General features: G+C 26.9%; 22 protein-coding genes and 1 riboswitch. Of the genes, 19 read left to right on the forward strand and 3 right to left on the reverse strand.

Annotated elements, in window-relative coordinates:
• Nucleotides 1–34 precede the first annotated feature (34 nt).
• Nucleotides 35–457, reverse strand: a complete 423-nt coding sequence (locus ACH36K_RS07960) for a hypothetical protein (RefSeq protein ID WP_411170402.1) — start codon at nucleotides 455–457, stop codon at nucleotides 35–37.
• Nucleotides 458–615: 158 nt separating this feature from the next.
• On the opposite strand from ACH36K_RS07960, the gene ACH36K_RS07965 reads away from it, so the two are divergent.
• The 3 genes from ACH36K_RS07965 (at nucleotide 616) to ACH36K_RS07975 (ending at nucleotide 3,005) form a co-directional block, all read left to right on the forward strand.
• Nucleotides 616–954 (forward strand): hypothetical protein, encoded by a 339-nt coding sequence (locus ACH36K_RS07965; protein WP_411170403.1) that lies wholly within the window; start codon nucleotides 616–618, stop codon nucleotides 952–954.
• Nucleotides 955–1,123: 169 nt separating this feature from the next.
• On the forward strand, nucleotides 1,124–1,537 hold the full coding sequence (locus ACH36K_RS07970) for a hypothetical protein (protein ID WP_411170404.1): 414 nt from the start codon (nucleotides 1,124–1,126) through the stop codon (nucleotides 1,535–1,537).
• A gap of 358 nt (nucleotides 1,538–1,895) precedes the next feature.
• Nucleotides 1,896–3,005 (forward strand): M20/M25/M40 family metallo-hydrolase, encoded by a 1,110-nt coding sequence (locus ACH36K_RS07975; protein ID WP_411170405.1) that lies wholly within the window; start codon nucleotides 1,896–1,898, stop codon nucleotides 3,003–3,005.
• A 63-nt stretch (nucleotides 3,006–3,068) separates the two neighbouring features.
• Here ACH36K_RS07975 and ACH36K_RS07980 read toward each other — a convergent pair whose 3' ends face one another.
• On the reverse strand, nucleotides 3,069–3,590 hold the full coding sequence (locus ACH36K_RS07980) for a J domain-containing protein (protein WP_411170406.1): 522 nt from the start codon (nucleotides 3,588–3,590) through the stop codon (nucleotides 3,069–3,071).
• 162 nt (nucleotides 3,591–3,752) lie between these two features.
• On the opposite strand from ACH36K_RS07980, the gene ACH36K_RS07985 reads away from it, so the two are divergent.
• The 5 genes from ACH36K_RS07985 to ACH36K_RS08005 all read left to right on the forward strand — a co-directional run bounded on the left by ACH36K_RS07985 (nucleotide 3,753) and on the right by ACH36K_RS08005 (nucleotide 9,456).
• Nucleotides 3,753–4,628 carry a radical SAM/SPASM domain-containing protein gene (locus ACH36K_RS07985; protein WP_411170407.1) on the forward strand — a complete coding sequence of 292 codons (876 nt, stop codon included), beginning with the start codon at nucleotides 3,753–3,755 and terminating at the stop codon, nucleotides 4,626–4,628.
• 24 nt (nucleotides 4,629–4,652) lie between these two features.
• The gene (locus ACH36K_RS07990) at nucleotides 4,653–5,627 is read left to right on the forward strand and encodes an aromatic acid exporter family protein (protein WP_411170408.1); all 975 of its coding nucleotides are present in this window, start codon (nucleotides 4,653–4,655) and stop codon (nucleotides 5,625–5,627) included.
• Between the two features lie 71 nt (nucleotides 5,628–5,698).
• Complete coding sequence (locus tag ACH36K_RS07995) at nucleotides 5,699–6,481, forward strand: ABC transporter ATP-binding protein (protein WP_411170409.1); 783 nt, start codon at nucleotides 5,699–5,701, stop codon at nucleotides 6,479–6,481.
• 3 nt (nucleotides 6,482–6,484) lie between these two features.
• Nucleotides 6,485–8,140, forward strand: a complete 1,656-nt coding sequence (locus ACH36K_RS08000; protein WP_411170410.1) for a hypothetical protein — start codon at nucleotides 6,485–6,487, stop codon at nucleotides 8,138–8,140.
• Nucleotides 8,141–8,247: 107 nt separating this feature from the next.
• Nucleotides 8,248–9,456, forward strand: a complete 1,209-nt coding sequence (locus ACH36K_RS08005) for an NAD(P)/FAD-dependent oxidoreductase (RefSeq protein ID WP_411170411.1) — start codon at nucleotides 8,248–8,250, stop codon at nucleotides 9,454–9,456.
• A 61-nt stretch (nucleotides 9,457–9,517) separates the two neighbouring features.
• Here ACH36K_RS08005 and ACH36K_RS08010 read toward each other — a convergent pair whose 3' ends face one another.
• Complete coding sequence (locus ACH36K_RS08010) at nucleotides 9,518–10,828, reverse strand: VanW family protein (protein ID WP_411170412.1); 1,311 nt, start codon at nucleotides 10,826–10,828, stop codon at nucleotides 9,518–9,520.
• Between the two features lie 485 nt (nucleotides 10,829–11,313).
• On the opposite strand from ACH36K_RS08010, the gene ACH36K_RS08015 reads away from it, so the two are divergent.
• The 11 genes from ACH36K_RS08015 (at nucleotide 11,314) to ACH36K_RS08065 (ending at nucleotide 25,770) form a co-directional block, all read left to right on the forward strand.
• On the forward strand, nucleotides 11,314–12,120 hold the full coding sequence (locus ACH36K_RS08015) for a cation diffusion facilitator family transporter (protein ID WP_411170413.1): 807 nt from the start codon (nucleotides 11,314–11,316) through the stop codon (nucleotides 12,118–12,120).
• A 139-nt stretch (nucleotides 12,121–12,259) separates the two neighbouring features.
• Nucleotides 12,260–13,429: a histidine kinase gene (locus ACH36K_RS08020; RefSeq protein ID WP_411170414.1), complete on the forward strand. Its 1,170-nt coding sequence runs from the start codon at nucleotides 12,260–12,262 to the stop codon at nucleotides 13,427–13,429.
• Nucleotides 13,422–14,102 carry a response regulator gene (locus ACH36K_RS08025; RefSeq protein WP_411170415.1) on the forward strand — a complete coding sequence of 227 codons (681 nt, stop codon included), beginning with the start codon at nucleotides 13,422–13,424 and terminating at the stop codon, nucleotides 14,100–14,102. The genes ACH36K_RS08020 and ACH36K_RS08025 overlap by 8 nt, the downstream gene beginning before the upstream one ends.
• 359 nt (nucleotides 14,103–14,461) lie before the next feature.
• Nucleotides 14,462–15,337, forward strand: a complete 876-nt coding sequence (locus ACH36K_RS08030) for a hypothetical protein (RefSeq protein WP_411170416.1) — start codon at nucleotides 14,462–14,464, stop codon at nucleotides 15,335–15,337.
• 230 nt (nucleotides 15,338–15,567) lie between these two features.
• The gene (locus tag ACH36K_RS08035; protein WP_411170672.1) at nucleotides 15,568–16,569 is read left to right on the forward strand and encodes an ATP-binding cassette domain-containing protein; all 1,002 of its coding nucleotides are present in this window, start codon (nucleotides 15,568–15,570) and stop codon (nucleotides 16,567–16,569) included.
• Between the two features lie 3 nt (nucleotides 16,570–16,572).
• On the forward strand, nucleotides 16,573–17,391 hold the full coding sequence (locus ACH36K_RS08040) for an ABC transporter permease (RefSeq protein ID WP_411170417.1): 819 nt from the start codon (nucleotides 16,573–16,575) through the stop codon (nucleotides 17,389–17,391).
• Nucleotide 17,392: 1 nt separating this feature from the next.
• Complete coding sequence (locus ACH36K_RS08045; RefSeq protein ID WP_411170418.1) at nucleotides 17,393–18,184, forward strand: ABC transporter permease; 792 nt, start codon at nucleotides 17,393–17,395, stop codon at nucleotides 18,182–18,184.
• A gap of 135 nt (nucleotides 18,185–18,319) precedes the next feature.
• Entirely contained in the window at nucleotides 18,320–20,755 is a 2,436-nt protein-coding gene (locus ACH36K_RS08050; RefSeq protein WP_411170419.1) for a heavy metal translocating P-type ATPase, read from the forward strand.
• 62 nt (nucleotides 20,756–20,817) lie between these two features.
• Nucleotides 20,818–20,990: riboswitch (Lysine riboswitch) on the forward strand.
• A gap of 71 nt (nucleotides 20,991–21,061) precedes the next feature.
• On the forward strand, nucleotides 21,062–22,387 hold the full coding sequence (locus tag ACH36K_RS08055) for an APC family permease (protein ID WP_411170420.1): 1,326 nt from the start codon (nucleotides 21,062–21,064) through the stop codon (nucleotides 22,385–22,387).
• A gap of 143 nt (nucleotides 22,388–22,530) precedes the next feature.
• Nucleotides 22,531–25,263 (forward strand): sigma 54-interacting transcriptional regulator, encoded by a 2,733-nt coding sequence (locus ACH36K_RS08060; protein WP_411170421.1) that lies wholly within the window; start codon nucleotides 22,531–22,533, stop codon nucleotides 25,261–25,263.
• A 198-nt stretch (nucleotides 25,264–25,461) separates the two neighbouring features.
• Complete coding sequence (locus tag ACH36K_RS08065; RefSeq protein WP_322545722.1) at nucleotides 25,462–25,770, forward strand: PTS sugar transporter subunit IIB; 309 nt, start codon at nucleotides 25,462–25,464, stop codon at nucleotides 25,768–25,770.
• Nucleotides 25,771–25,781 lie beyond the last annotated feature (11 nt).

A 25,781-nucleotide genomic window follows, 5' to 3' on the forward strand; every position in this document is an offset into this window, starting at 1 on the left:
GATTTCTATCCTGCTATTTTAGCATCTAATGATTCTAAGTTCTAAAATCGAATTTATTATAACATCTTTTACAAGTTACTACTATTTTACCTTTCTTTCTAGGTAATCTTAACTTTTGACTACAGCTTGGACATTTTGTTATTTTATAATTTTTCTTTTCATTTATTTTATTTTTTAGAATTGTAAGTGCAAAAGAAAAATATCTTAAATCAATAGGAGGAATATTGCTTGGAATAGTAAATCCAAATTTTGATAAAGGCTTATTTATAAATCTAACAAATGAATTAAGCTCACGTTGTCTTTTATAGATATCCCTAGAAAATGTTCTAAATATAACAATTATAAATATTGCATATCCTATAAGTCTTGTATAATGAGATATATTAAGTATAGAACTTAAAAGTAACAACACTAATGATAATAAATCTATTCCATATATACCTTGAAAAAATCTCATTTTAACACCTCTGTAAAATATATTAAATATATTATAATACAAAGAATGATTTTCATCAATTAATATGACAATTATAACAGTTTGTTAACATAGTAGGGTTGTTTTTTACTATTAAATATAGTTAAATATACATAAGCAATAAGTTTTGAGGTGAGCAAATGAAGGATAGAATACCAAAAGATTATATAATTAAAATAACAAAAGCATCAGCTTATTTTATCTTTAGAAATGGGCCTGTTAAAAAGTTATATGATGAGGGAAAGTTAGAAGATAAAGATATTAAAGAAATGCAAAAATATATGCAAAATCATTTAGCATACTTATTCAATATATTATTAGAAGAAAATGATTTGAAAAAGTTTGATTTAATTATATCCACTATGGACAAGTTTTATATAAGCGATAGTGAAGAAATTAATCTAGATGATGATGGATTTGATAATTTCTATAACAATTTATTTAATGATGTAATGAATACTATAAAGATAAAAAAGTAAGTTAAGATTAAAGTACATATAAGGTTTATTTAAGCTTTTCCTAATTAGATCATAAAAAGTATTTAAAGGAATTAAAAAAAGCTAAAGGGGTTGATTAAGAAATCAACAGAAAACTTTAAGGTATAACTTTATAAAAGATGTAAATATTTATTAATAAGGAGGCGAAATTATGTACGTTGCATTTGGAAGAAAAGTAGTTGATACAGAAGAAGTAAAAAATGAAATTGAGAATAATACAGAATTTAAGATTATTAAAGATATGAGTAAGGGAACTAAAAGGGAAGACACAATAGCTTTTAACTTGAGTATAGATATAGATACATTAAATGGAATTATAGAAGATGATTATAGTATAGAAGGTTTAAATGAAGATGAACTTTTTGAAGAATACATAAGCTTATCTGAAGAGTTAGCTACTGATATGGAAGATGTTTTACCAGAGGAAGCAATAATGGATATGAAGGCTTATAAATGGGATCCATCAGATAATGATATAAAGCTAGTAATTGCAGTAACTCATGAAGATACTGGCGAAGGAAAGCTAAAAGATGTAATGAGAAGGTTATTAACTCAATTAGAATAAAATAAGAGTTTTGACAAAGAATATTATAAATATTAATACTTATTTTTTCTTTTTTGAGTTTTTTTTTGATGAGTCTTTTTTATCATTCTTTTTATCTTTTGCATTAGCCTTCTTGTTTTGATTTGATTTACCCATAATATTCTCCTAAATAATTATATATTTATTAATATTATTAAGTTTAAGTAATTATACAAGAAATTTAGAGAAAATATAATAAATCATAAATAGGGTTTTATTGAATTAATTATTTATTAAGTTAAGATTTAAGTCTATTAAATCTTAAAATTAAAAAAGCTGTTAAGTATCTAATATTTTGGTAAAATATATTATATACTTAATTGTTTTAGGAGGAAGACATATGATAAATAAGGAAAGAGTTCTCGAAAGGTTTTTACAGTATATCCAGATTGATTCTGAAAGCTATAATGAAGGTGAATTTGCAAAAAGATTAAAAAGAGATTTAGAAAAATTAGACTTTGAAGTGGAATTTGATAATGCAGGTGAAATAGTAGGTTCAAATACAGGAAATATAATAGCAAGGTTAAAAGGCAATATTGAAGGAGAAACTATAATGCTTTGTGGGCATATGGACACAGTAACACCTGGAAAAGGAATAAAACCAGTAATAAAAGATGGAATAGTTTATTCAGATGGAACAACGATTTTAGGTGGAGATAATAAAGGTGGAGTGGCATCTATTATAGAAGCCTTAACAGCTATAAAGGAAGAAGAAATCCAGCATCCAGATATAGAAGTTGTATTTACAATTGCAGAGGAAGCAGGAATATATGGAGCTAAGAGTTTAGATTATTCTAAGATAAAATCTAAGAAAGCTTATATTTTTGATTCAAGTGGAGATATTGGAACTATTATAGTAAAGGGACCGGCTCAAGATAAGCTTTTAGTAAAAATTATAGGAAAGCCAGCTCATGCAGGAGTTTCTCCAGAGTCAGGAATTAGTGCAATACAAATAGCAGCAGAAGCTATTTCTAATATGAAATTACTTAGAATCAATGAAAATACTACTGCAAACATAGGTAAAATTAGTGGTGGAGTTGCTACTAATATAGTTTGCCCAGAAGTTATTATTGAAGCAGAAACAAGAAGTACAGATATAAATTCTTTAGAAGATCAAACAGCTCATATGATAGAAACGTTTAAAAAATATGCTGAGAAATTTGGTGGTAAAGTCGAAATAGAAGTAAATAGAGTATTTGGGCAATTTGTAATAGATGAAAATGATGAAATTGTAAATAAAGCTAAAAGAGCTATGAAAGCTATTGGAATAGAGGGAAAAACAGCATCATCAGGAGGGGGAAGCGATACTAATATACTTAATGGAAATGGTATAAAAGCAGTTAACCTTTCTAGTGGAGAGAGAAAACCACATACATTAGAAGAGCATATGATAATAGATGATCTAGAAAAACTATCAAAATTAATATTAGAATTAGTTAAAAATAAATAATAAAAATAATAAGGGACAGTATATAAGATTATTTACTGTTCCTTATATTATTGCTAATTTTAACTAACACATTCCTCCACTTCCACCACCCATGTTGCCTCCACCACAAGCATTCATATTATTCTGAGGTTGAGGTTGAGTGTTAGTCTTTTTATAATAATTTATTATTTCATTAGCACGAGCTTTTAAAGTGTTTAAAGTCCTGGCATATTCATCATTATTTGGATCAAGTTCGTTTGCCGTTACAATATGTTGAACTCCACTGTCAAACCATCCTTTTTTAAAGTAAACAAATCCCTGGAGATAATTCCATTCAGCAGAGTCTTTTAAGTCTAGAAGGTTTAATTTACTTTCAGCTAAAGAAATATTATTATTATCTATAAGATTTCTAATTTCTTTATATATAGCACCGTTTACTAAAACATCATAGGCTATATTAGCTTCGGAAATTACTTCTTCCGCAAGGGGGCGAGAGTTAAAATCTGAATTATTAGGGTTATATTCATCTAATATATTTTTATAAGCTTGCTTAATTTCATCTTTAGAAGAGTCTGGAGTAATCCCTAAAACTTTATATGGATCCAAAATAGTTTCACATCCTTCATAGTTATATACTTATTATAAATATATAGTTATTTAATTAATTATGTTACAATTTAATTTCGTCATAAAATTTAAATATATTTGGAAAGAAGACAAGAATGTGATAAATTAATTTTATAAATATAATCAAAGAGGAGATAACAGATGACAAGATTTAAGAAAATATATATAGAAACAACTAATATTTGTAATTTGAGTTGTAACTTTTGTCCTAAAACTAGCAGAAAATTAGGCTTTATGAGCAAAGAAGATTTTAAAAAAATTATAGATAAAGTTAAGGGATACACTAATCATATTTATCTTCATTTAATGGGAGAGCCTTTTTTAAATAAAAACTTAAGGGATTTTCTTTTAATTGCAGAAGAAGCTAATTTAAAAGTGAATATAACAACTAATGGAACTTTAATAAATGAGGTAAAGAGTATATTAATATCTAGTAAAGCATTAAGACAAGTAAATTTATCATTACATAGCTTTGAAGCTAATGATAACAATATAGATTTTTATGAGTATATAAATAATATACTAGATTTTATTAATGAAGCTAATAGAAAAAGTGAAGTTATATGTGCTTTAAGACTTTGGAATATAGATACAAAGGACTTAAAGGCTAATAATGATTTAAACTCAAATATATTAAGATTAATAGAAGAGAAGTTATCTCTTGATTTTAGTTTAAGTGAAGCTTTAATTGAGAAAAAAAACCTGAAACTAAAAGAAAGAGTATATCTAAATATGGCAGAAAAATTTAGTTGGCCAGATATTAATCTTTCACTTTTAAGTGAAGAAGTATTTTGCCATGGACTTAGGGATCAAATGGGTATTTTATTAGATGGAACAGTAGTACCATGCTGTTTAGATAGCGAAGGAAAAATACCATTAGGAAATATATTTACTGAAAGTTTAGAAGATATATTAAAGTCAGAAAGAGCAAGAAATATATATGATGGCTTTTCTAGGAGACGTGCAGTTGAAGACTTATGTAAAAGATGTGGCTACGCAAAAAGAAAATTTAAATAATTAATATTAAAAGAGAGGTTATAGATGAAATATATTTATAATTTAGCAGTAAAAATGTCTATAGCTGCAACTGTATCATTATTATTAGCAAATTTATTAGATTTACAGTTTGCAGCAGTTGCAGCAGTTATAGCAATTTTAAGTATACAAGATACTAGAAAAAAGGCATTAATAGTAGGAAAAAATAGAGTGGTAGCCTGCTTAGTAGCTATTGTATTATCAGTTTTAATATATGGATTTATAGGGCAAAATCCTTTAACTTTTGGATTATTTCTTTTAATTTTTATACCATTTACTTCGAATTTTAATATTTCAGAGGGAATGGTTCCTGCTGTAGTACTATCAACTCATTTACTCGTATCAAATTCAATAAATCAATATTGGATAATAAATGAGTTATTAATAATGATAATTGGAATTGGAGTGGCATCAATAGCTAATATTTTTATGCCATCTCTTCATCTTAAATTTAATGAAGACAAGGAGTATATAGAAAAAGGATATAGTGTAATTATGTCAAAAATGTCTAAATCCTTAGTAACTCATACAGTAGATATAGATGAGGAAAATTTAATGAGAGATTTAGAAAAAAGATTAAAAGAAAGTAATGAAAGAGCTTATAAAATAGCAAATAATAATTTTTATAAAATTGATTCCTATTACACTGATTATATAAATATGAGGAAAAATCAATTCGATATTATAAAGAAAATGAGACTGCATTTTGAGCGTTTTTATATGTCCTTCGAACAGACTCACATGATATCTAAGTTTACTAAAAACGTAGCAGATCAAATTAAAGAGACAAATGATTGTAAAGAGTTACTAGAAAAATTAAATATACTAAAAAATGATTTTAAAAAAATGTCTCTTCCAAAGACAAGAGAAGAATTTGAAAATAGAGCACAGCTTCTTCAGTTTTTAAATGATATGGAAGACTTATTAAATATAAAGAGAAACTTTGTATTAAATTATGATTTATCAAATGAAAAAAAGTAATAAAATGATCTGTAGTAAATATTTTACAAATTTTAATTAATAATGTAAAATTATTTAAAGGGGATGATAATATGTGTAATAATAATGTTTTAGAATTAATAAATTTAAAAAAGAGCTTTGGAGATAAAGAAGTCTTAAAGGGAATAAATCTTCAGGTTAATAGAGGAAGCATAATAGGATACATAGGACCAAATGGTGCTGGAAAAAGTACTACTGTAAAATTAATTATGGGATTAGTTACAGGATACACTGGAGAAATAAAAGTTTTTGGTGAAGAAGTTTCTATAGGTGATGGTAGTTATAAAAAGAAAATAGGTTATGTACCAGAGGTTCCTGAAATATATGATAGTTTAACAGGAAGGGAATATCTTACATTTATAGCTCAATTATATGGAATAGACTATAATAAATCAGATAATAAAGCTAAAGAATTAATGAATATACTTGGAATATTAGATGCTTACGAAAAAAGAATTTCATCTTATTCTAAAGGTATGAAGCAAAAACTTATACTTATATCAAGTCTACTTCATAACCCAGAAATATTATTTTTAGACGAACCATTAAGCGGATTAGATGCCAATAGTGTAATGATTATTAAAGAGATATTAGCTCATCTTGCAAAGGATGGAAAAACTATATTTTATTCTTCTCACATAATGGAAGTAGTAGAGAAAATAAGCGATAGAATTATTTTAATTAATAATGGTGAAATAATAGCAGATGGTAATTTTGAAGAACTAAAAAATAATTATAAAGAAAGCTCTCTTGAAAGTATATTTAATGAACTTACAGGATTCCATCAATATAAAGAATTAGCAGAAAACTTTATATCTATAGTTAACGAGGTATAAAGTATGAGAGATTTTAAAGTATTTAAGATATTAAATAGATTAAAATGGATATATGATAAAGCTGGTGTTGACTATGATATGATGAAGCTTATACTTTCTACTAAGCTTACTATGGATGGAAGAAGAAAGGCAACAGTTTTTAATAATGACGTTAAAAAGAAGAAAAAGGATTCTAATGAGTTTTACAAGTCCTTACTATTATATGCTTTTATTGGGTTATTTTTTGCATCTATAATGATTTTTAAAATAAATATAATGTACCAAATGTCAATGTATTTTGCAGCTATTATGTTTATGATACTTACTATATTTATATCTGATTTTTCTTATGTAATATTAGATGTAAGGGATAAAAATATAATTGCTACAAAAGGGGTCAATAATAAAACTATAAATGCAGCTAAAATCACTCATGTTTGTATATATATAATTTCTTTAACCTTAGCATTAACTGGATTTTCTTTATTAGCAGCTTTTAAATATGGAATAGGATTTTTCTTAATATTTTTACTGGAAATAGTACTTATAGATGTATTTATGATAATGATAACTGCTTTAGCATACCTTTTAGTTTTAAAGTTTTTTGATGGAGAAAAACTAAAAGATATGATAAATTTTGTGCAAATAGCTTTAAGTGTATTTATGATAATAGGATATCAGATTGTGCCTAGGATATTCCAATTTGTTTCTATAGATAAAGTTGCATATAAAATGAAAGGATGGCATTATTTTATTGCTCCTATGTGGTTTGCAGCTCCATTAGCAATAATAGATGGGGGAGTAGTAGACATACATTTAATAACAATGTCTGTATTAGCTTTAGTTATACCAATAGCATCTATATTACTTTATATGAAATTAACACCAACCTTTGAAAAGTATTTACAAAAGTTAAATAATAACAGTGAAAAAAAGAGAAAGAAGGACAAGCTTTCCTTAAAGCTTAGTAATTTTATATGTAGAGATAATATAGAAAGAGCTTTTTTTAACTTCTCAATAGGTATAATAGATTCAGAGCGTGAATTTAAGCTTAAGGTATATCCTAGCATGGCTATGGGAGTTTTATTTCCTTTTATATTTATGATGATAGGACTTGAGAGAGTAAGTTTTAGCCATATGAGAGAGCAACTAATGAATTCTAAGTCGTTTTTTACTATATATGCTTTTGCTTTAATGATACCTAATATACTTATAATGCTTAGATATTCTGAAAGGTATAATGGAGCATGGATATACAAAGTAGCTCCAATTAATAAGGTATCTTCAATATATAAAGGGGTAATTAAAGGTACAATTTTTAAATTAATTATACCTCCATATATAGTTTTATCAATAATATTTACTATGTTATTTTCTTTTTCTGTAATAAAACATTTAATAGTGGCATTCTTATCTTTAGTGTTAATTATAATATTAAATTTTTCTGTCAGTAGTAAATCATATCCTTTTTCAGAAAAGTTTGAGGGAACTAATAATGGTGATAGTATTATTTCACTTCTATTTTCTTTAGTTCTTATACTTATAGTAATAGTGGGACATTTAGGAGCAACTTTTGCTGGAGCTTGGCTATATATTTATGCAGTAGTATTATTAGGAATAGATATTTTATTATGGAAAAATGTATTTAATGTATCAAAGAAAAAGTTAATAGAGAAATAAAAGGTTTAAAATCACTTAAATTAGAAGTTTAAGTGATTTTATTTAATTTATTTTTAGTATATAATATAGTTCAAAGATTAAATGAGATTATTTTAAGGAGATAGATTATGGCAAAGGTTATAGTTGTTGGAGCAGGACCTTCTGGTATAATGGCAGCATTATCAGCTTCAAAAAACAATGAGGTTACTTTAATTGAAAGAAATAATGAGATAGGTAAAAAGTTAAAGCTTACTGGTGGTGGAAGATGTAATATAACTAATAATAGAGATATAGAAGAGTTTTTCGATAAAATAGTAACAAATAAGAAATTTTTATATAGTGCATTTTATACTTTTTCAAATACTAATTTACTTGAGTATTTTTCAAATAATAATTTAGAATATAAAGTGGAATATGATCAAAAAGTATTTACAAAAAGCGATAAGGCTGATGAAGTTATAGAAATATTTAAGAGAGATCTTATGAAGAATGATGTAAAAGTTTTATACAATACAAAGGTTAATGATTTAATAGTGGAAGATGAGTCTATTAAAGGAATAGTAACAGAAGAAGGAAAAAGAATATACGCAGATAGTGTTATAGTAACAACAGGAGGAAAAAGTTATCCTACTACAGGGTCTGATGGTAGCATGTATGATATATTACAAAATCACGGGCATACTATAAATCCATTATACCCAGCATTAATTCCTCTCGTTATAAAAGAAGGATTTATTAAGAATCTTCAAGGAATATCAATGAAAGAAGTAATTATAAGTACTACTATAAAAAAGAAAAAAATTCAACGTCAAGGAGATATGATATTTGCTCATTTTGGTATATCAGGTCCTGGAGTTTTAAAGTTTTCCTCTTACATAAATAAAATTTTAAAAGAAAAAGAAGTAGAAATAAAATTAGATTTTTTACCTGAAATATCTAAAGATGAATTATCTAAAATAATTAGATCTAACTCAAATAAAAGTTTATTAAATAATTTAAAAGTCTACTTACCTCAAAATTTTATAAAAGAAATATTAAATATTCTGAATTTAAGTGAAGTTAAAATTGCAGAGTTAAAAAAGGAAGAAGAATTAAAACTAATAGAATATATAAAGGAAATGCCTTTAACTGCAGAAGATACAATTACAATTAAAGCAGCTATGGTTACTAGTGGGGGAGTTAGTGTAAAAGAAATAAATTCTTCTACTATGGAATCAAAGAAAATAAAAAAATTATTTTTTGCTGGAGAAGTTATTGATATAGACGCTGAAACTGGTGGATATAATCTTCAAATGTCTTTTTCAACTGGATATTTAGCAGGGATGCTAGGAGAATAAAAATAAAAAGATAATTTGCTAAAATAAATGCAAATTATCTTTTTATTTTTACATAGTTTAATTATTGAAATGGCTGATAGGTACTTCTATCTAAATACTTATCAACAACTAGTTCACCATTTGAATTATATCCACGAAGATAAGCATCTGCACTTAATGGACCTAAAGGTATTGATACTGGTTCATAAGTTATTCCGTTTTTAACAGTATCATTTGACCAAAATTCAATGGTTAAATTCCCATTTCCTGCATAAGAGTTTACTACAACAGGAAAATCAAAATTATTTGTAAATTTTAAATCAATAAGGTTATCAGCTAAAGTTGCATCTAGTCCTATAGGAACATATGAAACTCTCATCATATGATTAAGTCTTTCTGTAGGTAGTATTCCGGCTCTTAACATCGTATTGTAAAGTGTTGAGGCAACTTGGCAAACACCGCCACCTATTCCTGGAACTACTTGACCACCAACGTAGGTATTAGCAGCTACAAATCCATTTTCAATAGTAGTTGGGCCAATTGCTTTCTCGGTTGAAAAAGTTTCACCAGGCATAACTATTGTATTATCTATATTTGTTGCAGCTAATTGAAGGTTTGTACCACTTGGACCCGCAGGATAGCTTGTGGAAAATGATGAAATCTTATTATTTACAGTGCCTAATGCATCAGCTTTAATATTAGCTTCAACAACTTCTACATTTCCAACAACCTCTACCACATTTGGTGCTTTCATATCCTTTATTTTAGATTTTATATTTTCTAATAATTCTGTTGAATTTAATTTAAGTCCAGTAGAATCATTTGATATATTTATAGAATTACCAGAAATATTTATAGAAGCATTAGTAGGGCTAGTATCTACATTAGTAGAGATATTTGTAACGAATGAATTTAAATTTTCATCATTAAAAAGAACTTCAAATTCATACTCCCTATTTTCAGGTCTTTTTATTAAATTTACTTTCTTGAAAAAACCATCATTTTTTCCAAAGCTTAAAATTTCACTTTCAAGCTTTTCATAATTAATTGTAGCTTCTAAATCTTTATATAAGATATCAAAGTTTTTTCCGTTAGCTTGAACACTAATTTTTTTATTACTTATATCATCAACTAAAGATAAAATGGTAGTGTGCAAATCACTACTATCTAATCCAGCTAGATCTTTATTTAGTATATAAGCACCAGGATATACCTTATCAGAATAACTATTAACCAAATTGATATTTTTAATTAACCAATAACCTAAAACGGAAATTAGGATTAGAAATACGGCAAGTATAAACTTCCAAGATTTTAAAATTGGAATTATACTTTTTTCTTTAATTTTTACCACTTCCTCTGGTGTTTGAGGATTAAGATTATTATTACTCATAAATACCAACTTTCTATAAAATTACTTTGTCATTCAATTGACATATATAGTTTACCTCTAAGCGCTAATAATTTCAAGAACTTATGGAAAAAAATTACTATATAAATATACATTTTATATTATTAAAAACCGCAAATTTTAAGAAATATAAAAAATATATAAATATAAGTACAATAATGTAAAAAATTAATATAAGCACTTTATAGTAAGTTAGAGTATTACCTTGTATAGATATAATACATAAAATGTACTTTTATGCTTTTCTTATAAGAATATAAAAGTGAGAATAGTCATATTAATAGAAGTTATATAACATTTTAATGAGTTGAGAAAATAAGTGTAAAAGAATAAAATTTTATTAGAATATTTTTGTATAAAGGAGTGATATTATGAAGGCGGAAAACAGAATTCTTAGGTTTTCAGCAGTAGGTGGATTGTTCTTCGCTGCCTTAGGTATTACATGGGGATGAGCTATACACTCAGAAATGATAACTTTTGATGGACTGTACTCATTTATAAGTTTAATTTTAGCATTATTTGCAATTATTACTACTAATTTTATAAACAAAAACGATTTTAAAAATTATCCTTTTGGAAAGGCTACATTAGAACCTATATTAGTAATTATTAAGTCATTAGTACTTTTAATAACTTGTTCTATAAACATGATTTCTTCTATAAGGGAAGTTTTAAATGGAGGAAATGATGTTGAAGCAGGATTCGCATTAGGATATGCATTGATTTCATCTATTGGATGTACTGCAGTCTATTTATATATGAGAGAGGAATCAAAAAATCTAAAATCTGAGATAGTTAAAGTTGAAAGTAATCAGTGGTTCATGGATGCTATGTTAAGTGTAGGAGTATTAGTAGGATTTTTAGTTTCAATACTTTTAAAATCTATTGGGTTAGCAAATTTAGCAAATTATGTGGATCCAGGAATGGTTATTTTAAGTTCTACAATATTTTTAAGAATGCCTATAACTTCTATATTAGAAGCATTTAGAGAAGTAACTAATTTTAAGGTTGATGATGAAATCAATTATGATATAAATACATTAGTAAAAGAAATTGAAGAAGAGTATAACTTAGAGGATTCTATAGCTAGAGTTGCTAAAGTAGGTAGAGAGCTTAGAATAGAAATTGATTTTATAGTATCTAAGGATTCAAAGATAAGATCAGTAGAAGATATGGACAAGGTTAGAGAAATAATAGATAATAATACAAATCATTTTGATTTAAAAAAATGGATGAATGTCTCATTTACTAAAAACAAAAAATGGGCTATATAAAATACTATCCTAGAGTTAATCTAGGGTAGTATTTTTTTATATGTTATAAAATACTATACATATTTTACTATTTTACGGATTTATGTTATTTTAAAATAGTATTTAATTATTTATCTATTAAAATATGACTGGTGGTATTATGGAAAAAGAAATTAATTTCACAAATAATGTAAAAGATGTAATTCATGATGTAATTAAAGAAATAGACTCAAGTAAGAGTAAAATTTTTCATATAGCTGATAAAATGAGAGATGAATTAGAAGTGAAAAAAAATGAGCTTATAGAAGTTAAAAATAGACTGTCTGTAGTTATTGATGAAGTAGATTATTTAGAGAAAATAGATAGATCTATGAGAAATAAATTAGTTGAGGAGTCTAAAAAATTATCAGATTCAGATAATAATTTTTTTAAAGAAATATATGAAGAAGCATTAGATATAAGAGTAAAGTATGTAACTAAGCAAAATGAAGAGAAAGAATTAGTTCAGAAAAGAGATTCGCTAGAGAGAACATTGAAAAATTATAGTTTAAGTATACAAGAAGCTGAAGGTGCAGTGAATCAAATAAATATAGCATTAGGATATCTAGAAGGAAATGTTTTAAATATTTTAAATGATAAAGATGAAAAGTTTCAAATGATAACAGGAATAAAGATTTTAGAAAATCAGGAATTAGAAAGAAGAAGAATTGCTAGGGAAATACATGATGGTCCTGCACAATATATAGCAAATGCTATGATGAGAGTAGATTTTTGTAAGGTTGTTGTAAAAAAGGATTTAGATAAAGGAATAAGGGAGTTAGATGATTTAAAATCAAATGTTAGAATGGCTTTAAAAGAAGTAAGAGGAATAATATATGATTTAAGACCATTGTCCTTAGAAGAATTAGGATTATATGAAGCTATAAAGGAAATGGTAAATATCATATCATCAGAAAATAATATAATAATAAAAGCACTTGTTGATGAAGGTGAGTATAAAGTAGAAAAAATAATACAAGTTGCTACATATAGAATTATTCAAGAAATATTTAATAATATGAAAAAACATTCTAAAGCTAAGTTTGTAGAATTAAAAATTAATTATATAAAAGATTGTATATGTATTTACATTCAAGATGATGGAGTTGGGTTTAATGTTAAGGAAACTTTATTAAAAGTAAAACAAAAAGGTAATTGCTATGGATTAATTGGAATATTTGAAAGAGTTAAACAATTAAGGGGAAAAATAGAGATAAAATCATCTTGTGGAAATGGAACAATATATAAAATAAGACTTCCAATAAGTAGAAAGGTACAAGAAAATGCTTAATAATAAGATAAAAGTTATAATAGTTGATGATCATGATTTAATTAGAGAAGGATTGACTAGAATAATAAGCTTTGAAGATGATTTAGTAATATTAGGACAATTTAGAAATGGGGAAGAGTTACTCTTAACATTAGAGGATAAAAAACCAGATGTAATATTATTAGATATAAATATGCCAATAAAGAATGGATTAGATACATTAAAAATTTTAAAAGAAGATTATAATGATATAAAAGTTGTTATGCTAACGGTTGAAAATGATAAAAAAACTATAATGAAAGCAATAGACATAGGAGCAGATGCATATATATTGAAGGAGTCAGCTGGAACTGAAATTGTAACTGCAATAAGAAGTGTGTATTTAGGAGAAAAATATATTGATAAATCTCTAATTAAAGCTATATTTTTAGATATTAAAAGTAATATAAGGGATAGCCATAAAGAAGTCCAAGCTTTAGGATTATTGACTAATAGAGAGTTAAGCATATTATATGAAGTATCACAGGGGTTAAAGAATAAGGAAATAGCTGAAAAGCTATTCTTATCAGAGAAAACAGTTAAAAATTATATTACAAGTATATTTAAAAAAATAGAAGTTGAAGATAGAGTACAAGCTACTATATATGCAATTAGAAATGATATAGAGGTTTTTTATAATAATAAATTAAAGTAATTTTTGTAAAGATATAAGTATAAAACTAATATATATTTATTAAAAAATAGAGAAATAAGCGTTAAAAAAAGATGAGTATTAAATTTATACATACGTTTACAATGGGGTAAGAATGTAATATGTTATTTTATAGAATACACAATTGTAATTGGTAAAATATAGTTATTCAATAATGAAGTATTAATATTTTTAATATTAATACTTTTAATAACCTATAATATAAATAAATTAATAATTTATATTATATAAATAAGTGAAATTGATATATATATAAGATAATAATTTAACGATATTGTTGAAAAAAATACAAAGTCATTATAAAATTGTCTTGTAAAGTTCATTTTAGGGGGAGAGGTTTTATGATATCAAAAAAAATTATAGCTGTATGTCTATTATCAACGGCATTACTAGTTGGATGTGGGAGTAAAGAAGCTTCTAATTCAAATAGTAACAATGCTACATCAACAGAGAAAAGTGAAAAGTTTACTGGAACTAAAACTTATGAAACTTTATACGATTCAACTGGTAAAAAAGGTGATGTTATAGTGACAGAAGTGGAGTTTAAAGATGGGGAGGCTGTAAAGGTTTTAGTTGATGTTCGTCAAGAAGATGGATCAATGAAAAAGGCAGCAGCTAAAGAAGGAAAATATGTAATGAAGAAAGGTGAAGCTAAGAACTGGGGAGAACAAATGGAGTTGTTAGAAGCCTTCCTTAATGAAAACAAAGTAGATACATCTAAAGTTAAACTAACTAATGATCAAGGAAATACTGATGCAGTATCAGGAGTATCAATTAAAGTTGGTTCATACTTAAATGCTATTAAAGAAGTTGTAGATTCAGTTAAGTCAGGAAAAGAACTAGAAGCAGGTTATACTGGAGCTAAAATTGCAGAGACACCTTATGATTCAACTGGAAAGAAAAAAGATATCGTGGTTACAAAAGTTGTATTTGATCATGGAAAACCAGTAGGAGTAAATATTGATGTTAAGCAAGAAGATGGAACAATGAAGAGAAAAGCTTCAGAAGAAGGAAAATATGTAATGAAGGAAGGCGAAGCAAAGAAATGGCATGAACAAATGGAATTATTAGAAAAGTTCATGATTGAAAATAACTTCGATCTTTCAAAGGTTAAGTTAACTAATGATGAAGGAAATACTGATGCGGTGTCAGGAGTATCAATTAAAGTTGGAACTTATGTAAAAGCTGTAAAAGATGTCTTAGATTCTGTTAAATAATAAATTCAAAGCCACCTAATTTTAGGTGGCTTTTTAGTTATAAAAATCAAATTGTTTAGATTTTAATAGTAAATTTTATAAAATAAAACAATTTAATTGACTATATATTGTATTAAAATACAAATATTTTAAATAAAAGTATTTTAAAAGTATATTTTATTGACTATATAGTTAGTGGGCTGTAGAATTAATTGGAAATATTTAATTGTAGTTTGAAAGTTGGTGAAAATATGATAAAAGTCGAAGGTTTAACTAAGGAATTTAAAAGTAACAAGAAGTATCCTGGATTTAAAGGAGCAATCAAATCTTTTTTTTCAAGAGAATATGTAATCAAGAAAGCAGTTGATAATATTAGTTTTGAAATAAATGATGGAGAAATTGTAGGATATATAGGTGCAAATGGCGCAGGAAAGTCGACTACTATAAAAATGATGACAGGAATTTTGACGCCTACTTCTGGAAACATTTCCATAAATGGATTGATTCCATATGAAGATAGAGAAAAGAACGCAAAGAATATAGGTGTTGTGTTTGGACAAAGAACTCAATTATGGTGGGATCTACCACTTTCGGAAACGTTTTCTCTTCTAAGGGATATATATGAAGTAAATGATAACGATTATATAGAAAGAATGGAATTTTTGAGTGAGGTTTTAGATATAAATGACTTCATACTGAGTCCTGTTAGAACATTGTCTCTTGGACAAAGAATGAGAGCAGATTTAGCTGCGGCATTATTACATAATCCTAAAATAATATATTTAGATGAGCCTACTATAGGACTAGATGTAGTTGTTAAGGAAAAGGTTAGAAGTGCAATAAAAGAAATAAATAAAAAATACGGAACTACAATTATATTAACAACTCATGATTTAAATGATATAGAGGAATTATGTAATAGAATTATAATAATAGATAATGGTATCAAGATATACGATGGTAGTTTAAAAGAAATAAAAGATAATTATGGATATATAACAACTATTGAAGTTCAAGTGAAGAATTTGAATGGCTATAATGAGTTTAATATTAATAATGAATTAAATATAAGTGATGATAATTTAAATATGGAATCTCAAGATAACAAAATTATAATAAGATTCAATAGAAACGTTATCACTCAAGCAGAAATAATTTCTAAAATTATAAATAAATTTAATGTATTGGACTTTTCTATTGTTGAGACAAGCATTGAAGATATAATAAAAAAGATATATAGAAAAGAGGTGTAAATATTGAAGTCTATTTTTGACATAAAATCATATTTAACCTTTACAAAAAATACATTTCAAAAAAATTTATCTTATAGAGCAAATGCAATTATATTTTTCTTAGGTGAGCTTATTATGTTGTTTGTTACATATTATTTGTGGAAAGCAATATATAGGAATTCAGAAACTTTAATTATAAAAGGATTTAGTTTAAATGAAATGATAATATATGTGCTTATATCATTTATAACAACTGTAGTAACTAGTTCAGATATAAGTCATTCAATAAGTAGGGAAGTTAAAGATGGGTCTATAGCCATAAATTTAATTAGACCCATAAATTATAAAAAAAGAATGTTTTTTGAATCCCTAGGAAATCTAATGTATAGCTTCATAGTTGTATTTTTAATAGGCTTTATAATAGTAACTATATTACAAATAGCTTATGGAGGTAGTTTTTCAATTATAAATATAGTTTTATATTTTATAAGTATTATTAATGGGTTTATGATTAATTTTTATTATAGCTATATTTTTGGATTATTATCTTTTAAAGTAACAAATATGTGGGGATTAGCTCAAATTATGAATGCTATATCACAATTATTATCGGGTGCATTAATACCTATAGTATTTTTTCCTAATTGGATACAAGGTGTATTTAATTTTCTTCCTTTTAGTTCTATGATATATACTCCTAGTATGATATATATAGGAAAGTTAACTAATATTGAAATTATTAAAGCTATGTCTATTCAATTTTTATGGGTTTTAATACTTATGATTATAGCTAGATTAATGTGGAAAGCTTTAATAAAAGAATTAACTATATTAGGAGGGTAAAATGAATAGATATATAAAATTATATGTAAAATTTCTTAAACAATATATAAAAACTTTAATGGAATATCGACTTGATTTTATATTAGGGCTTATAGGATTTATATTTGTTCAATTTGCTGGAGTTATATTTATAAAGTTAATTTTTGACGTTATACCTACATTAGATGGATGGAGCTTTTACGAAATATTATTTATATATGGATTTGCTCAAATACCAAGAGGTATAGATCATATTTTTACTGATTATCTATGGATATTTAGTTGGAAAACTATAGTTAAAGGTGAATTTGATAAATATTTATTAAGACCTATAAATCCATTATTTCAAGTTATATCTGAAAGTTTTCAACCAGATGGATTTGGAGAAGTTATAATTGGTTTAATTTTATTAATAACAGCATCATTAAATTTAAATATTATCTATTCACCTATTAAGATAGTAGAGTTTATTTTTGTAGTTATATGTGCAACATTAATATATACATCTATAAAGCTTGCAACAGCATCAATAGCATTTTGGGTAAAATTCTCACAGTCATATATGTTTATGACATATCAGATAAGTACATTTGCTAAATATCCTATAAGTATTTATCCGGCTGCTATAAAATTTATATTAACATTTCTTATTCCATTTGCATTTACAGGTTATTATCCGGGAGCATATTTCATTGGGAAAGGGAATATGTTAAGTGGTGTACTTTTACCGTTTTTAGTAAGTTTAATATCTATAATAGTATCATATAAAATATGGCTAAAAGGTATTAGCGTATATGAGAGTGCGGGAAGTTAAATAATAGACATATGTGTACAATGTATACATATGTCTATTTTATTTATATTGAGAATTATTATTGACATTATAAATGAAAAGAGTATAATAAAGTTATACCACACCCCTGGGGAGGGGTAAAAAGGAGGGTTTAATATGAAAGAAGAAAAAGTTAAAATATCAGGTATGACATGTACTGCTTGTGCAAGCAGAGTCGAAAGAGTAATGAACAAGCTTGAAGGAGTAGATAGTGCAAGTGTGAATTTCGCTACAGAAACTTTAAGTATTAAATATGACAATGAAAAGTTAAATAGCTCGGACATTGAGAAAGCAGTTGAAAAAGCTGGATATAGTGTAGAAAAGAAGACTAAGAGCTATAGTTTTAAAGTGGAGGGAATGACTTGTTCAGCTTGTGCAAATAGAGTGGAAAGAGTTACTAAAAAAGCTGATGGTGTATTAGGTTCATCTGTGAATTTTGCTACTGAAAAGCTTAATATAAGCTTTGATGAAAATAAAATATCTATCAAAGATATAAAAAGCATAGTAGAAAAAGCGGGATATAAATTAATTATAGAAGAGAAAAAGGAGAGTTCCTCAAATAAAATTCCAGATTATAAAAAGCTCTGGTATAGATTTGTATTATCCTTAGTATTTACAGTTCCATTACTAATAATATCAATGGGACACATGGTAGGAATGCATTTGCCGAAAATTATAGATCCTATGATGAATCCTTTAAATTTTGCAATAACGCAATTATTATTAACTATACCGGTTATGATAGTAGGATATAAATTCTATTTAATAGGATTTAAAAACTTATTTAAACTGAGTCCTAACATGGATTCGTTAATATCAATAGGAACCTCAGCAGCAGTGATTTATGGGTTATTTGCTATATATAAAATAAATCTAGGTGATCATGATTATGCAATGCATTTATATTTTGAATCAGCAGCAGTAATACTTGCATTAATAACTTTAGGAAAATATTTAGAAGCTGTATCAAAAGGAAAAACATCTGAGGCAATTAAGAAACTTATGGGATTAGCGCCTAAAACTGCAAACATTATTAGAAGTGGTAATGAAATTACTGTTCCTATTGAAGAAGTAATAGTAGGAGACGTTGTATTAGTAAAACCAGGTGAAAAGTTACCTGTTGATGGAGAGGTTATAGAGGGAAATACATCAATAGATGAGTCTATGCTTACAGGTGAAAGTATTCCGGTGGAAAAGAGTATAGGAAGCAAAGTTATTGGAGCAAGTATAAATAAAACAGGATTTATTAAATATAAGGCTACTAAGGTAGGGGATGATACTGCTCTTGCACAAATAATTAAATTAGTTGAAGATGCTCAAGGAACAAAAGCGCCAATTGCAAAACTTGCAGACGTAATATCAGCATATTTTGTACCAACTGTAATTATATTAGCCATTATAGCTGCATTAGGATGGTATATATCAGGAGAGTCAGCAGTATTTTCACTAACTATATTTATATCAGTACTAGTTATTGCCTGTCCATGTGCACTTGGATTAGCAACACCTACTGCAATAATGGTAGGAACAGGCAAGGGAGCTGAAAATGGAGTTCTTATAAAAGGTGGAGAAGCGTTAGAAACTGCATATAAAGTTGAGACTATTGTATTTGATAAGACAGGAACTATAACAGAAGGAAAGCCTAAAGTAACTAATATAATAACAAAGGATATAAGTGAAAAAGAAATTTTAATTTTAGCAGCTAGTGCTGAAAAAGGATCAGAGCATCCATTAGGTGAGGCAATAGTTAAAGAAGCTGAAGATAAAGGTCTCAAACTAAAAGGAATAAATGGTTTTAAGGCAATACCAGGACATGGAATAGAAGTTAAAATAGAAAATGAAAATATTCTTTTAGGAAATAAAAAGTTAATGAAGGATAGGGGAATAAACTTAGAAGATTTAGAAGAGAAATCAAATAAGTTAGCAGAAGAAGGTAAAACACCTATGTTCTTAGCAGTAGAAAATAAAATCCAAGGAATTGTAGCAGTAGCTGATACTGTGAAAGAAAATAGTAAAAAGGCAATAAAAGCAATTCATAGTATGGGAATAAAAGTGGCTATGATTACTGGTGATAATGAAAAAACAGCTAAAGCAATTGCAAAAGAAGTTGGAATAGATATAGTTTTAGCAGAAGTACTACCAGAAGATAAAGCAAATGAAGTTAAAAAGTTACAAGGCGAAAATAAGAAGGTTGCTATGGTGGGAGATGGTATAAATGATGCCCCAGCATTAGTTCAAGCAGATGTAGGAATTGCAATAGGATCAGGTACAGATGTAGCAATAGAGTCGGCAGATATAGTTTTAATGAAGAGTGATTTAATAGATGTTATAAAGGCTATTCAATTAAGTAAAGCAACTATTAATAATATAAAGCAAAATTTATTTTGGGCATTTGCTTATAATGTACTAGGAATACCAGTAGCAATGGGAATTCTTCATGTGTTTGGTGGACCATTATTAAATCCTATGATAGCAGCAGGAGCAATGAGTTTAAGCTCAGTATCAGTATTATTAAATGCCTTAAGGCTTAGAAAGTTTAAGGCAAATGTATAAATATTTGATATTTCCTTGACATATATATAAATTTTGATAGAATTAAGAAGGAAATTTAATATTTTATTGGTAGAGGCTGCAATAGCTAAAAGTAATATTAATGAGGTAAGCACTATGATTTAATATGAAAGGGGTTATTGCCGAAGTATATAGCTTAGCTTAAAGGTTATATGCTGGGATTGTATAAAATATATACAAAACTGCCACAATATTTTTGTGGAGAGCTATCTTTATTATTGTCTAAAGTTTGCAATAAATATAAGCTCAAAGAATAATCTTTGAGCTTACTTTTTTTAGGAGAAAAAAATGGAAAAGAAACATATGAAAAAAGAAATCACTTTATTTATGGCTACAATGCTTGTTTGTGGAAATATGATAGGCTCAGGAGTTTTTATGTTACCTGCTACATTAGCAGAATTATCAGGTCCAATGGCAACTATTATTGCATGGGTAATAACAACTATAGGATCTATTTTAATAGCTATATCCTTTGCTAATTTAGGTTCAAAGTATCCATCTACTGGAGGAGCTTATCAATACACAAAAGAAGCTTTTGGAGAATTTGCAGGATTTTTAAGCGCTTGGCTTTATTGGAATGGTTCATGGATAGGAAATGCAGCTATAATAGTAGCATTGGCAAGTTATAGTGCAGCTATAATTCCAGCACTAAATAATCCACTAATATCAATAATTTATACAAGTTCTATCTTATGGATATTTACATTTATAAACATTGTTGGAGTAAAAAAAGCTGGAAAGGTTCAATCATTTGTAACTGTATTTAAAATTGTATTTTTCGCATTGTTTATAGTCATAGCATTTTTAAATTTTGATAGTTCCAATTTATTGCCTTTAATGCCAGAAGGAAAGGGAGTAAATTCAATACCTCTTGCGGCAACATCAACTTTATGGGCATTTGTAGGTTTAGAAAGTGCCACAGTAACTGCAGGAGAAATTAGTAATCCAGAAAAAAATGTTAAGAAAAGCACTATTTATGGAATGCTAATATCAGCAGTAATATACATATTAATAAGTGTTGCTAGTATGGGGGTAATGTCTAACAAAGAATTAGCTTCAAGTTCTGCACCGCTTACTGATATATTAACTAAAATTTTAGGAACATCAATTGGAAAGCCATTAGCAATTTCAGTAGTTATATGTATTTTAGGAACAACTATTGGGTGGTTATTATCAACTGCACGAGTTGCTTATGCAGCAGGAGAAGATGGTGTATTTCCTAAATGTTTTGGGAAATTACATCCTAAATATTCAACTCCAGCTAATGCTTTAATAATTGGATCCATATTAGTTAATATACTTTTAATAATGAATTACCAAAAAAGTATGGTTTCAGCATTTACATTTATAACTATATTAGCAACGCTAGCATTTTTGCCAATATATTTATTAACTGCAGCAGCAGAAATGATGATTATGTTTAGAGAGTCAAGTGAGTTTAATTTACAAATTTTCATTAAAAAAGGAATAATTCCATTACTAGCATTTATATATACATTATGGACAATATATGGTTCAGGAGCAGAAATTGTAATGTGGGGATTTATACTTATGTTATTAGGAGTGCCATTCTATATATATAATTACCATAAGAATAAAAGCAATTTAAACTAAATTATAAATATTAGAAAAAAACCCTCTAAAATTTTAGAAGGGTTTTTATTTTGAATTAAAAAATTTTACTAATGTAAAAAAAAATAAATGTATGTTAAAATTAATAGCAAATAAATGTTTACATTGGGGTGATATTAAAAAATATGAGTAAGATAAATGAAGTTTATGATGCTTTAAAGCGGTTAGAAATGAAAAGTAAAAAAGGAATAACAGCAAGCGAGCTTAGTGCTTTTATGAACTTAGATAGGGCTAATGTAAGCAGATATTTAAATCAGCTTTATAAAGATGGTGTAGTTGATAAAATAGATGGCCATCCAGTAAAATATAGTTCTATAGTAAGAACTGAAGTATCTAAATCAAAAGAAAATAAGAAAGTCGTAAAAGAGAAAAAAAGAAATAGTCTAGACACATTAGTTGGTGCAAAATTAAGTTTGCAGATTCCGATTCAACAAGCCAAGGCAGCAATTTTATATCCCCCAAGAGGATTACACACTTTAATTTTAGGGGAAACTGGTGTTGGTAAATCTATGTTTGCAGAAGCTATGTATAATTTTGCAATTGAGTCTAAAGTTATAAATGATGAAGCACCTTTTGTAAGATTTAACTGTGCTGATTATGCAGATAATCCACAACTAGTTATAGCACAAATATTTGGTGTTAAGAAAGGTGCTTATACAGGTGCAGATTCTGATAGAGATGGTTTACTAAAGAAAGCAAATGGGGGAATATTATTTTTAGATGAAATTCATAGATTATCTCCACAAGGTCAAGAAATGTTATTTACATATATTGATAAAGGTTATTTTAGAGTTTTAGGTGATACAGAAAAATTAGTTCATGTAGAAGCACAAATCATTGCAGCTACAACTGAGGATCCTCAATCATTTTTACTTAAAACCTTTAGTAGAAGAATACCAATGGTTATAACGTTACCATCCTTAAAAGAAAAAAATATAAAGGAAAGATATTACTTATTAAGGGAATTTATAGAAATTGAATCGCAAAGAGTATCAAAAAGTATTTATTTCAATAAAAGTGCTTTAATATCATTTTTATTATATGATTGTCCTAATAATATAGGACAGTTAAAAAGTGATATTCAACTTTCATGTGCAAGAGCCTTTTTGAAATATAAAGCAAAAAATAAAGATTATATATTGGTAGATCAAGAAGATTTGCATCAACGAGTGAAAGTGGGACTTATGAAGTTACAGGAATATAGGGATGAAGTTGATGAGATATTAAGTAATATGGGAGATGTGCTTAAGTTTTCATATAAAGATAAAATTGCTTTAATTGAAGATAAAACAGGTTTAGAAGAATTTAAAGATGGAACTATGTTTTATGATAGAATAGAGCAAAAAATAGAAGAGTTAAGAAAAGATGGAATAGAAGAAAAAGAAATAGATGAAATATTAAATATAGATATAGAAAAATATTTCAGAAAATATATACGAGATTTGCCAGAAAGATTTAGAAAAGAAGAAATATCAAAAGTTGTTGATGTTGAAATAGTTAATTTAGTTGAAGAAATTCTTTTATATGCATCAAAAAAATTAAATAGGGATTACGATGAAAAAGTTTATTTTGGGTTAGCCCTTCATATTCAAGGTAGCCTAGAGCGAATAAGGAAAGGTGTTAAGATATTTCATCCTAAACTAAACTTTATTAGAGGCGAGTATGCTAGAGAATTTATAGTAGCAATGGAAGTAGCTAGTATAATAGATAAAAAGTTTGTAATAGAAGTTCCCTTAGACGAAATCGGTTATATAACTATGTTCTTAGCCACAAATCCTTATGAAAAAGATAAAGCAAAGGATGTAAGAGTGGCTGTTTTAGTAATAATGCATGGTCATTCTACAGCTTCATCTATGGTAGAAGTTGCAAACTCTCTAATTGGAGAAGAATATGTTAAGGCTTTGGATATGCCATTAAGTATGAAAGCAGAAGATATGTATAAATTAGCTATGGAAAAAATAAAGGAAATTCATACTGGAAAAGGTATCTTTTTATTAGTAGATATGGGATCTTTGACTAATTTTGCAGATATGATAAAGGATGAAACTGATATCAATGTAAAAACTATTGATATGGTTACTACTTTATTAGTTATTGAAGCTGGTAGAAAAGCTTTAAATGGAAGAGGTTTAAAAGAAATATATGAATCATGCTTAGAAATTAAGAGATATGGAATTCAAGGAGCTGCATCTAAAATAGACCAAAAGGAAAGCATTATAATAACATCCTGCTTTACTGGAGATGGATCAGCACAAAGATTAAAAGAAATAATAGAAAATAATATGAATAGTAAAACAAATATTAAGATTCATGCACTTAACATATTAGATAAAGATGATTTTTACAGTAATATAGAATCTTTAGAACAAAAATATAATATTATTGCAATGGTTGGAGTGATGAATACTCATGTTCCTAATATTCCATTTATATCTGCAGCAGATATACTTTCAGGTGAAGGGATTAACGATTTAGAAAAACTTATATTACAAGAAGAAGAGTATCATAAGATAGTGGAAAGCATGGAAAAACAAATAGAAAATATAGATTCATATAAATTAATAAGAGATATAAGAAAAACTTTAATTCATATTGAAGAGCATTTAAATATTAGGTTAATTCATGAAGTAAAGATTGGTATTCTTATTCATATATGTTTTCTAATAGATAAGTTAAATAAAGGTGGTAAAGAAACTCCATTTGTTATGTTAAATGAATTTAGACATTCTAATAATAGAGAGTTTATACTTATAAAACAATGCTTAAAACTTTTAGAAGAAAATTATAATGTAAATATAGGTGAAAATGAGTTAGCCCATATTGTTAAGATGGTAGTTAATAATAAGACCTCTGTGTAAAATAAGATTCAATATATAATATGATCTAAAAGTGTGTAATTAAGTGTTACACACTAAAGTTTCTTTTAATGTAACTTGAAAGTCCCTAAAAAAGGGACCTTCAAGTTAATAGTAATTAGAATTTTTATGAAATTCAATTTGGCATTAAAATTGCTATTAGATATAGTGTAAGGAATTATATATGAGGAGGGAATTTAAATGAAAAGAATATTACTTGTTTGTTCAGCAGGAATGTCAACATCATTATTAGTTAGTAAGATGCAAGCAGCAGCTAAGGCTCAAGGAATTGATTGTACAATAAATGCTGTTGGAGAGGCAGAATTAAAGAAACATGAAAATGAAATAGATGTATTATTATTAGGGCCACAAGTTAGATTTTTATTAAGTAAAATGAAAGCTAAATTCGAGCCAATGGGGGTTCCAGTGGAAGTAATTAACACAGTGGACTATGGAACAATGAATGGGGAAAAGGTTTTAAAACAAGCGCTTTTAATAAGCAATAAGTAGCAATAATCGTA

It is taken from the genome of Clostridium sp. MB05 (assembly GCF_046581255.1).
Taxonomy (GTDB): Bacteria; Bacillota; Clostridia; order Clostridiales; family Clostridiaceae; genus Clostridium.

What these genes read in the sequence shown, in the direction of transcription:
- ACH36K_RS07960 (WP_411170402.1), bottom strand. Translation starts at nt 457, where the DNA reads ATGAGATTTTTTCAAGGTATATATGGAATAGATTTATTATCATTAGTG.
- ACH36K_RS07965 (WP_411170403.1), top strand. Translation starts at nt 616, where the DNA reads ATGAAGGATAGAATACCAAAAGATTATATAATTAAAATAACAAAAGCA.
- ACH36K_RS07970 (WP_411170404.1), top strand. Translation starts at nt 1,124, where the DNA reads ATGTACGTTGCATTTGGAAGAAAAGTAGTTGATACAGAAGAAGTAAAA.
- ACH36K_RS07975 (WP_411170405.1), top strand. Translation starts at nt 1,896, where the DNA reads ATGATAAATAAGGAAAGAGTTCTCGAAAGGTTTTTACAGTATATCCAG.
- ACH36K_RS07985 (WP_411170407.1), top strand. Translation starts at nt 3,753, where the DNA reads ATGACAAGATTTAAGAAAATATATATAGAAACAACTAATATTTGTAAT.
- ACH36K_RS07990 (WP_411170408.1), top strand. Translation starts at nt 4,653, where the DNA reads ATGAAATATATTTATAATTTAGCAGTAAAAATGTCTATAGCTGCAACT.
- ACH36K_RS07995 (WP_411170409.1), top strand. Translation starts at nt 5,699, where the DNA reads ATGTGTAATAATAATGTTTTAGAATTAATAAATTTAAAAAAGAGCTTT.
- ACH36K_RS08000 (WP_411170410.1), top strand. Translation starts at nt 6,485, where the DNA reads ATGAGAGATTTTAAAGTATTTAAGATATTAAATAGATTAAAATGGATA.
- ACH36K_RS08005 (WP_411170411.1), top strand. Translation starts at nt 8,248, where the DNA reads ATGGCAAAGGTTATAGTTGTTGGAGCAGGACCTTCTGGTATAATGGCA.
- ACH36K_RS08010 (WP_411170412.1), bottom strand. Translation starts at nt 10,828, where the DNA reads ATGAGTAATAATAATCTTAATCCTCAAACACCAGAGGAAGTGGTAAAA.
- ACH36K_RS08015 (WP_411170413.1), top strand. Translation starts at nt 11,314, where the DNA reads ATGATAACTTTTGATGGACTGTACTCATTTATAAGTTTAATTTTAGCA.
- ACH36K_RS08020 (WP_411170414.1), top strand. Translation starts at nt 12,260, where the DNA reads ATGGAAAAAGAAATTAATTTCACAAATAATGTAAAAGATGTAATTCAT.
- ACH36K_RS08025 (WP_411170415.1), top strand. Translation starts at nt 13,422, where the DNA reads ATGCTTAATAATAAGATAAAAGTTATAATAGTTGATGATCATGATTTA.
- ACH36K_RS08030 (WP_411170416.1), top strand. Translation starts at nt 14,462, where the DNA reads ATGATATCAAAAAAAATTATAGCTGTATGTCTATTATCAACGGCATTA.
- ACH36K_RS08035 (WP_411170672.1), top strand. Translation starts at nt 15,568, where the DNA reads ATGATAAAAGTCGAAGGTTTAACTAAGGAATTTAAAAGTAACAAGAAG.
- ACH36K_RS08045 (WP_411170418.1), top strand. Translation starts at nt 17,393, where the DNA reads ATGAATAGATATATAAAATTATATGTAAAATTTCTTAAACAATATATA.
- ACH36K_RS08050 (WP_411170419.1), top strand. Translation starts at nt 18,320, where the DNA reads ATGAAAGAAGAAAAAGTTAAAATATCAGGTATGACATGTACTGCTTGT.
- ACH36K_RS08055 (WP_411170420.1), top strand. Translation starts at nt 21,062, where the DNA reads ATGGAAAAGAAACATATGAAAAAAGAAATCACTTTATTTATGGCTACA.
- ACH36K_RS08060 (WP_411170421.1), top strand. Translation starts at nt 22,531, where the DNA reads ATGAGTAAGATAAATGAAGTTTATGATGCTTTAAAGCGGTTAGAAATG.
- ACH36K_RS08065 (WP_322545722.1), top strand. Translation starts at nt 25,462, where the DNA reads ATGAAAAGAATATTACTTGTTTGTTCAGCAGGAATGTCAACATCATTA.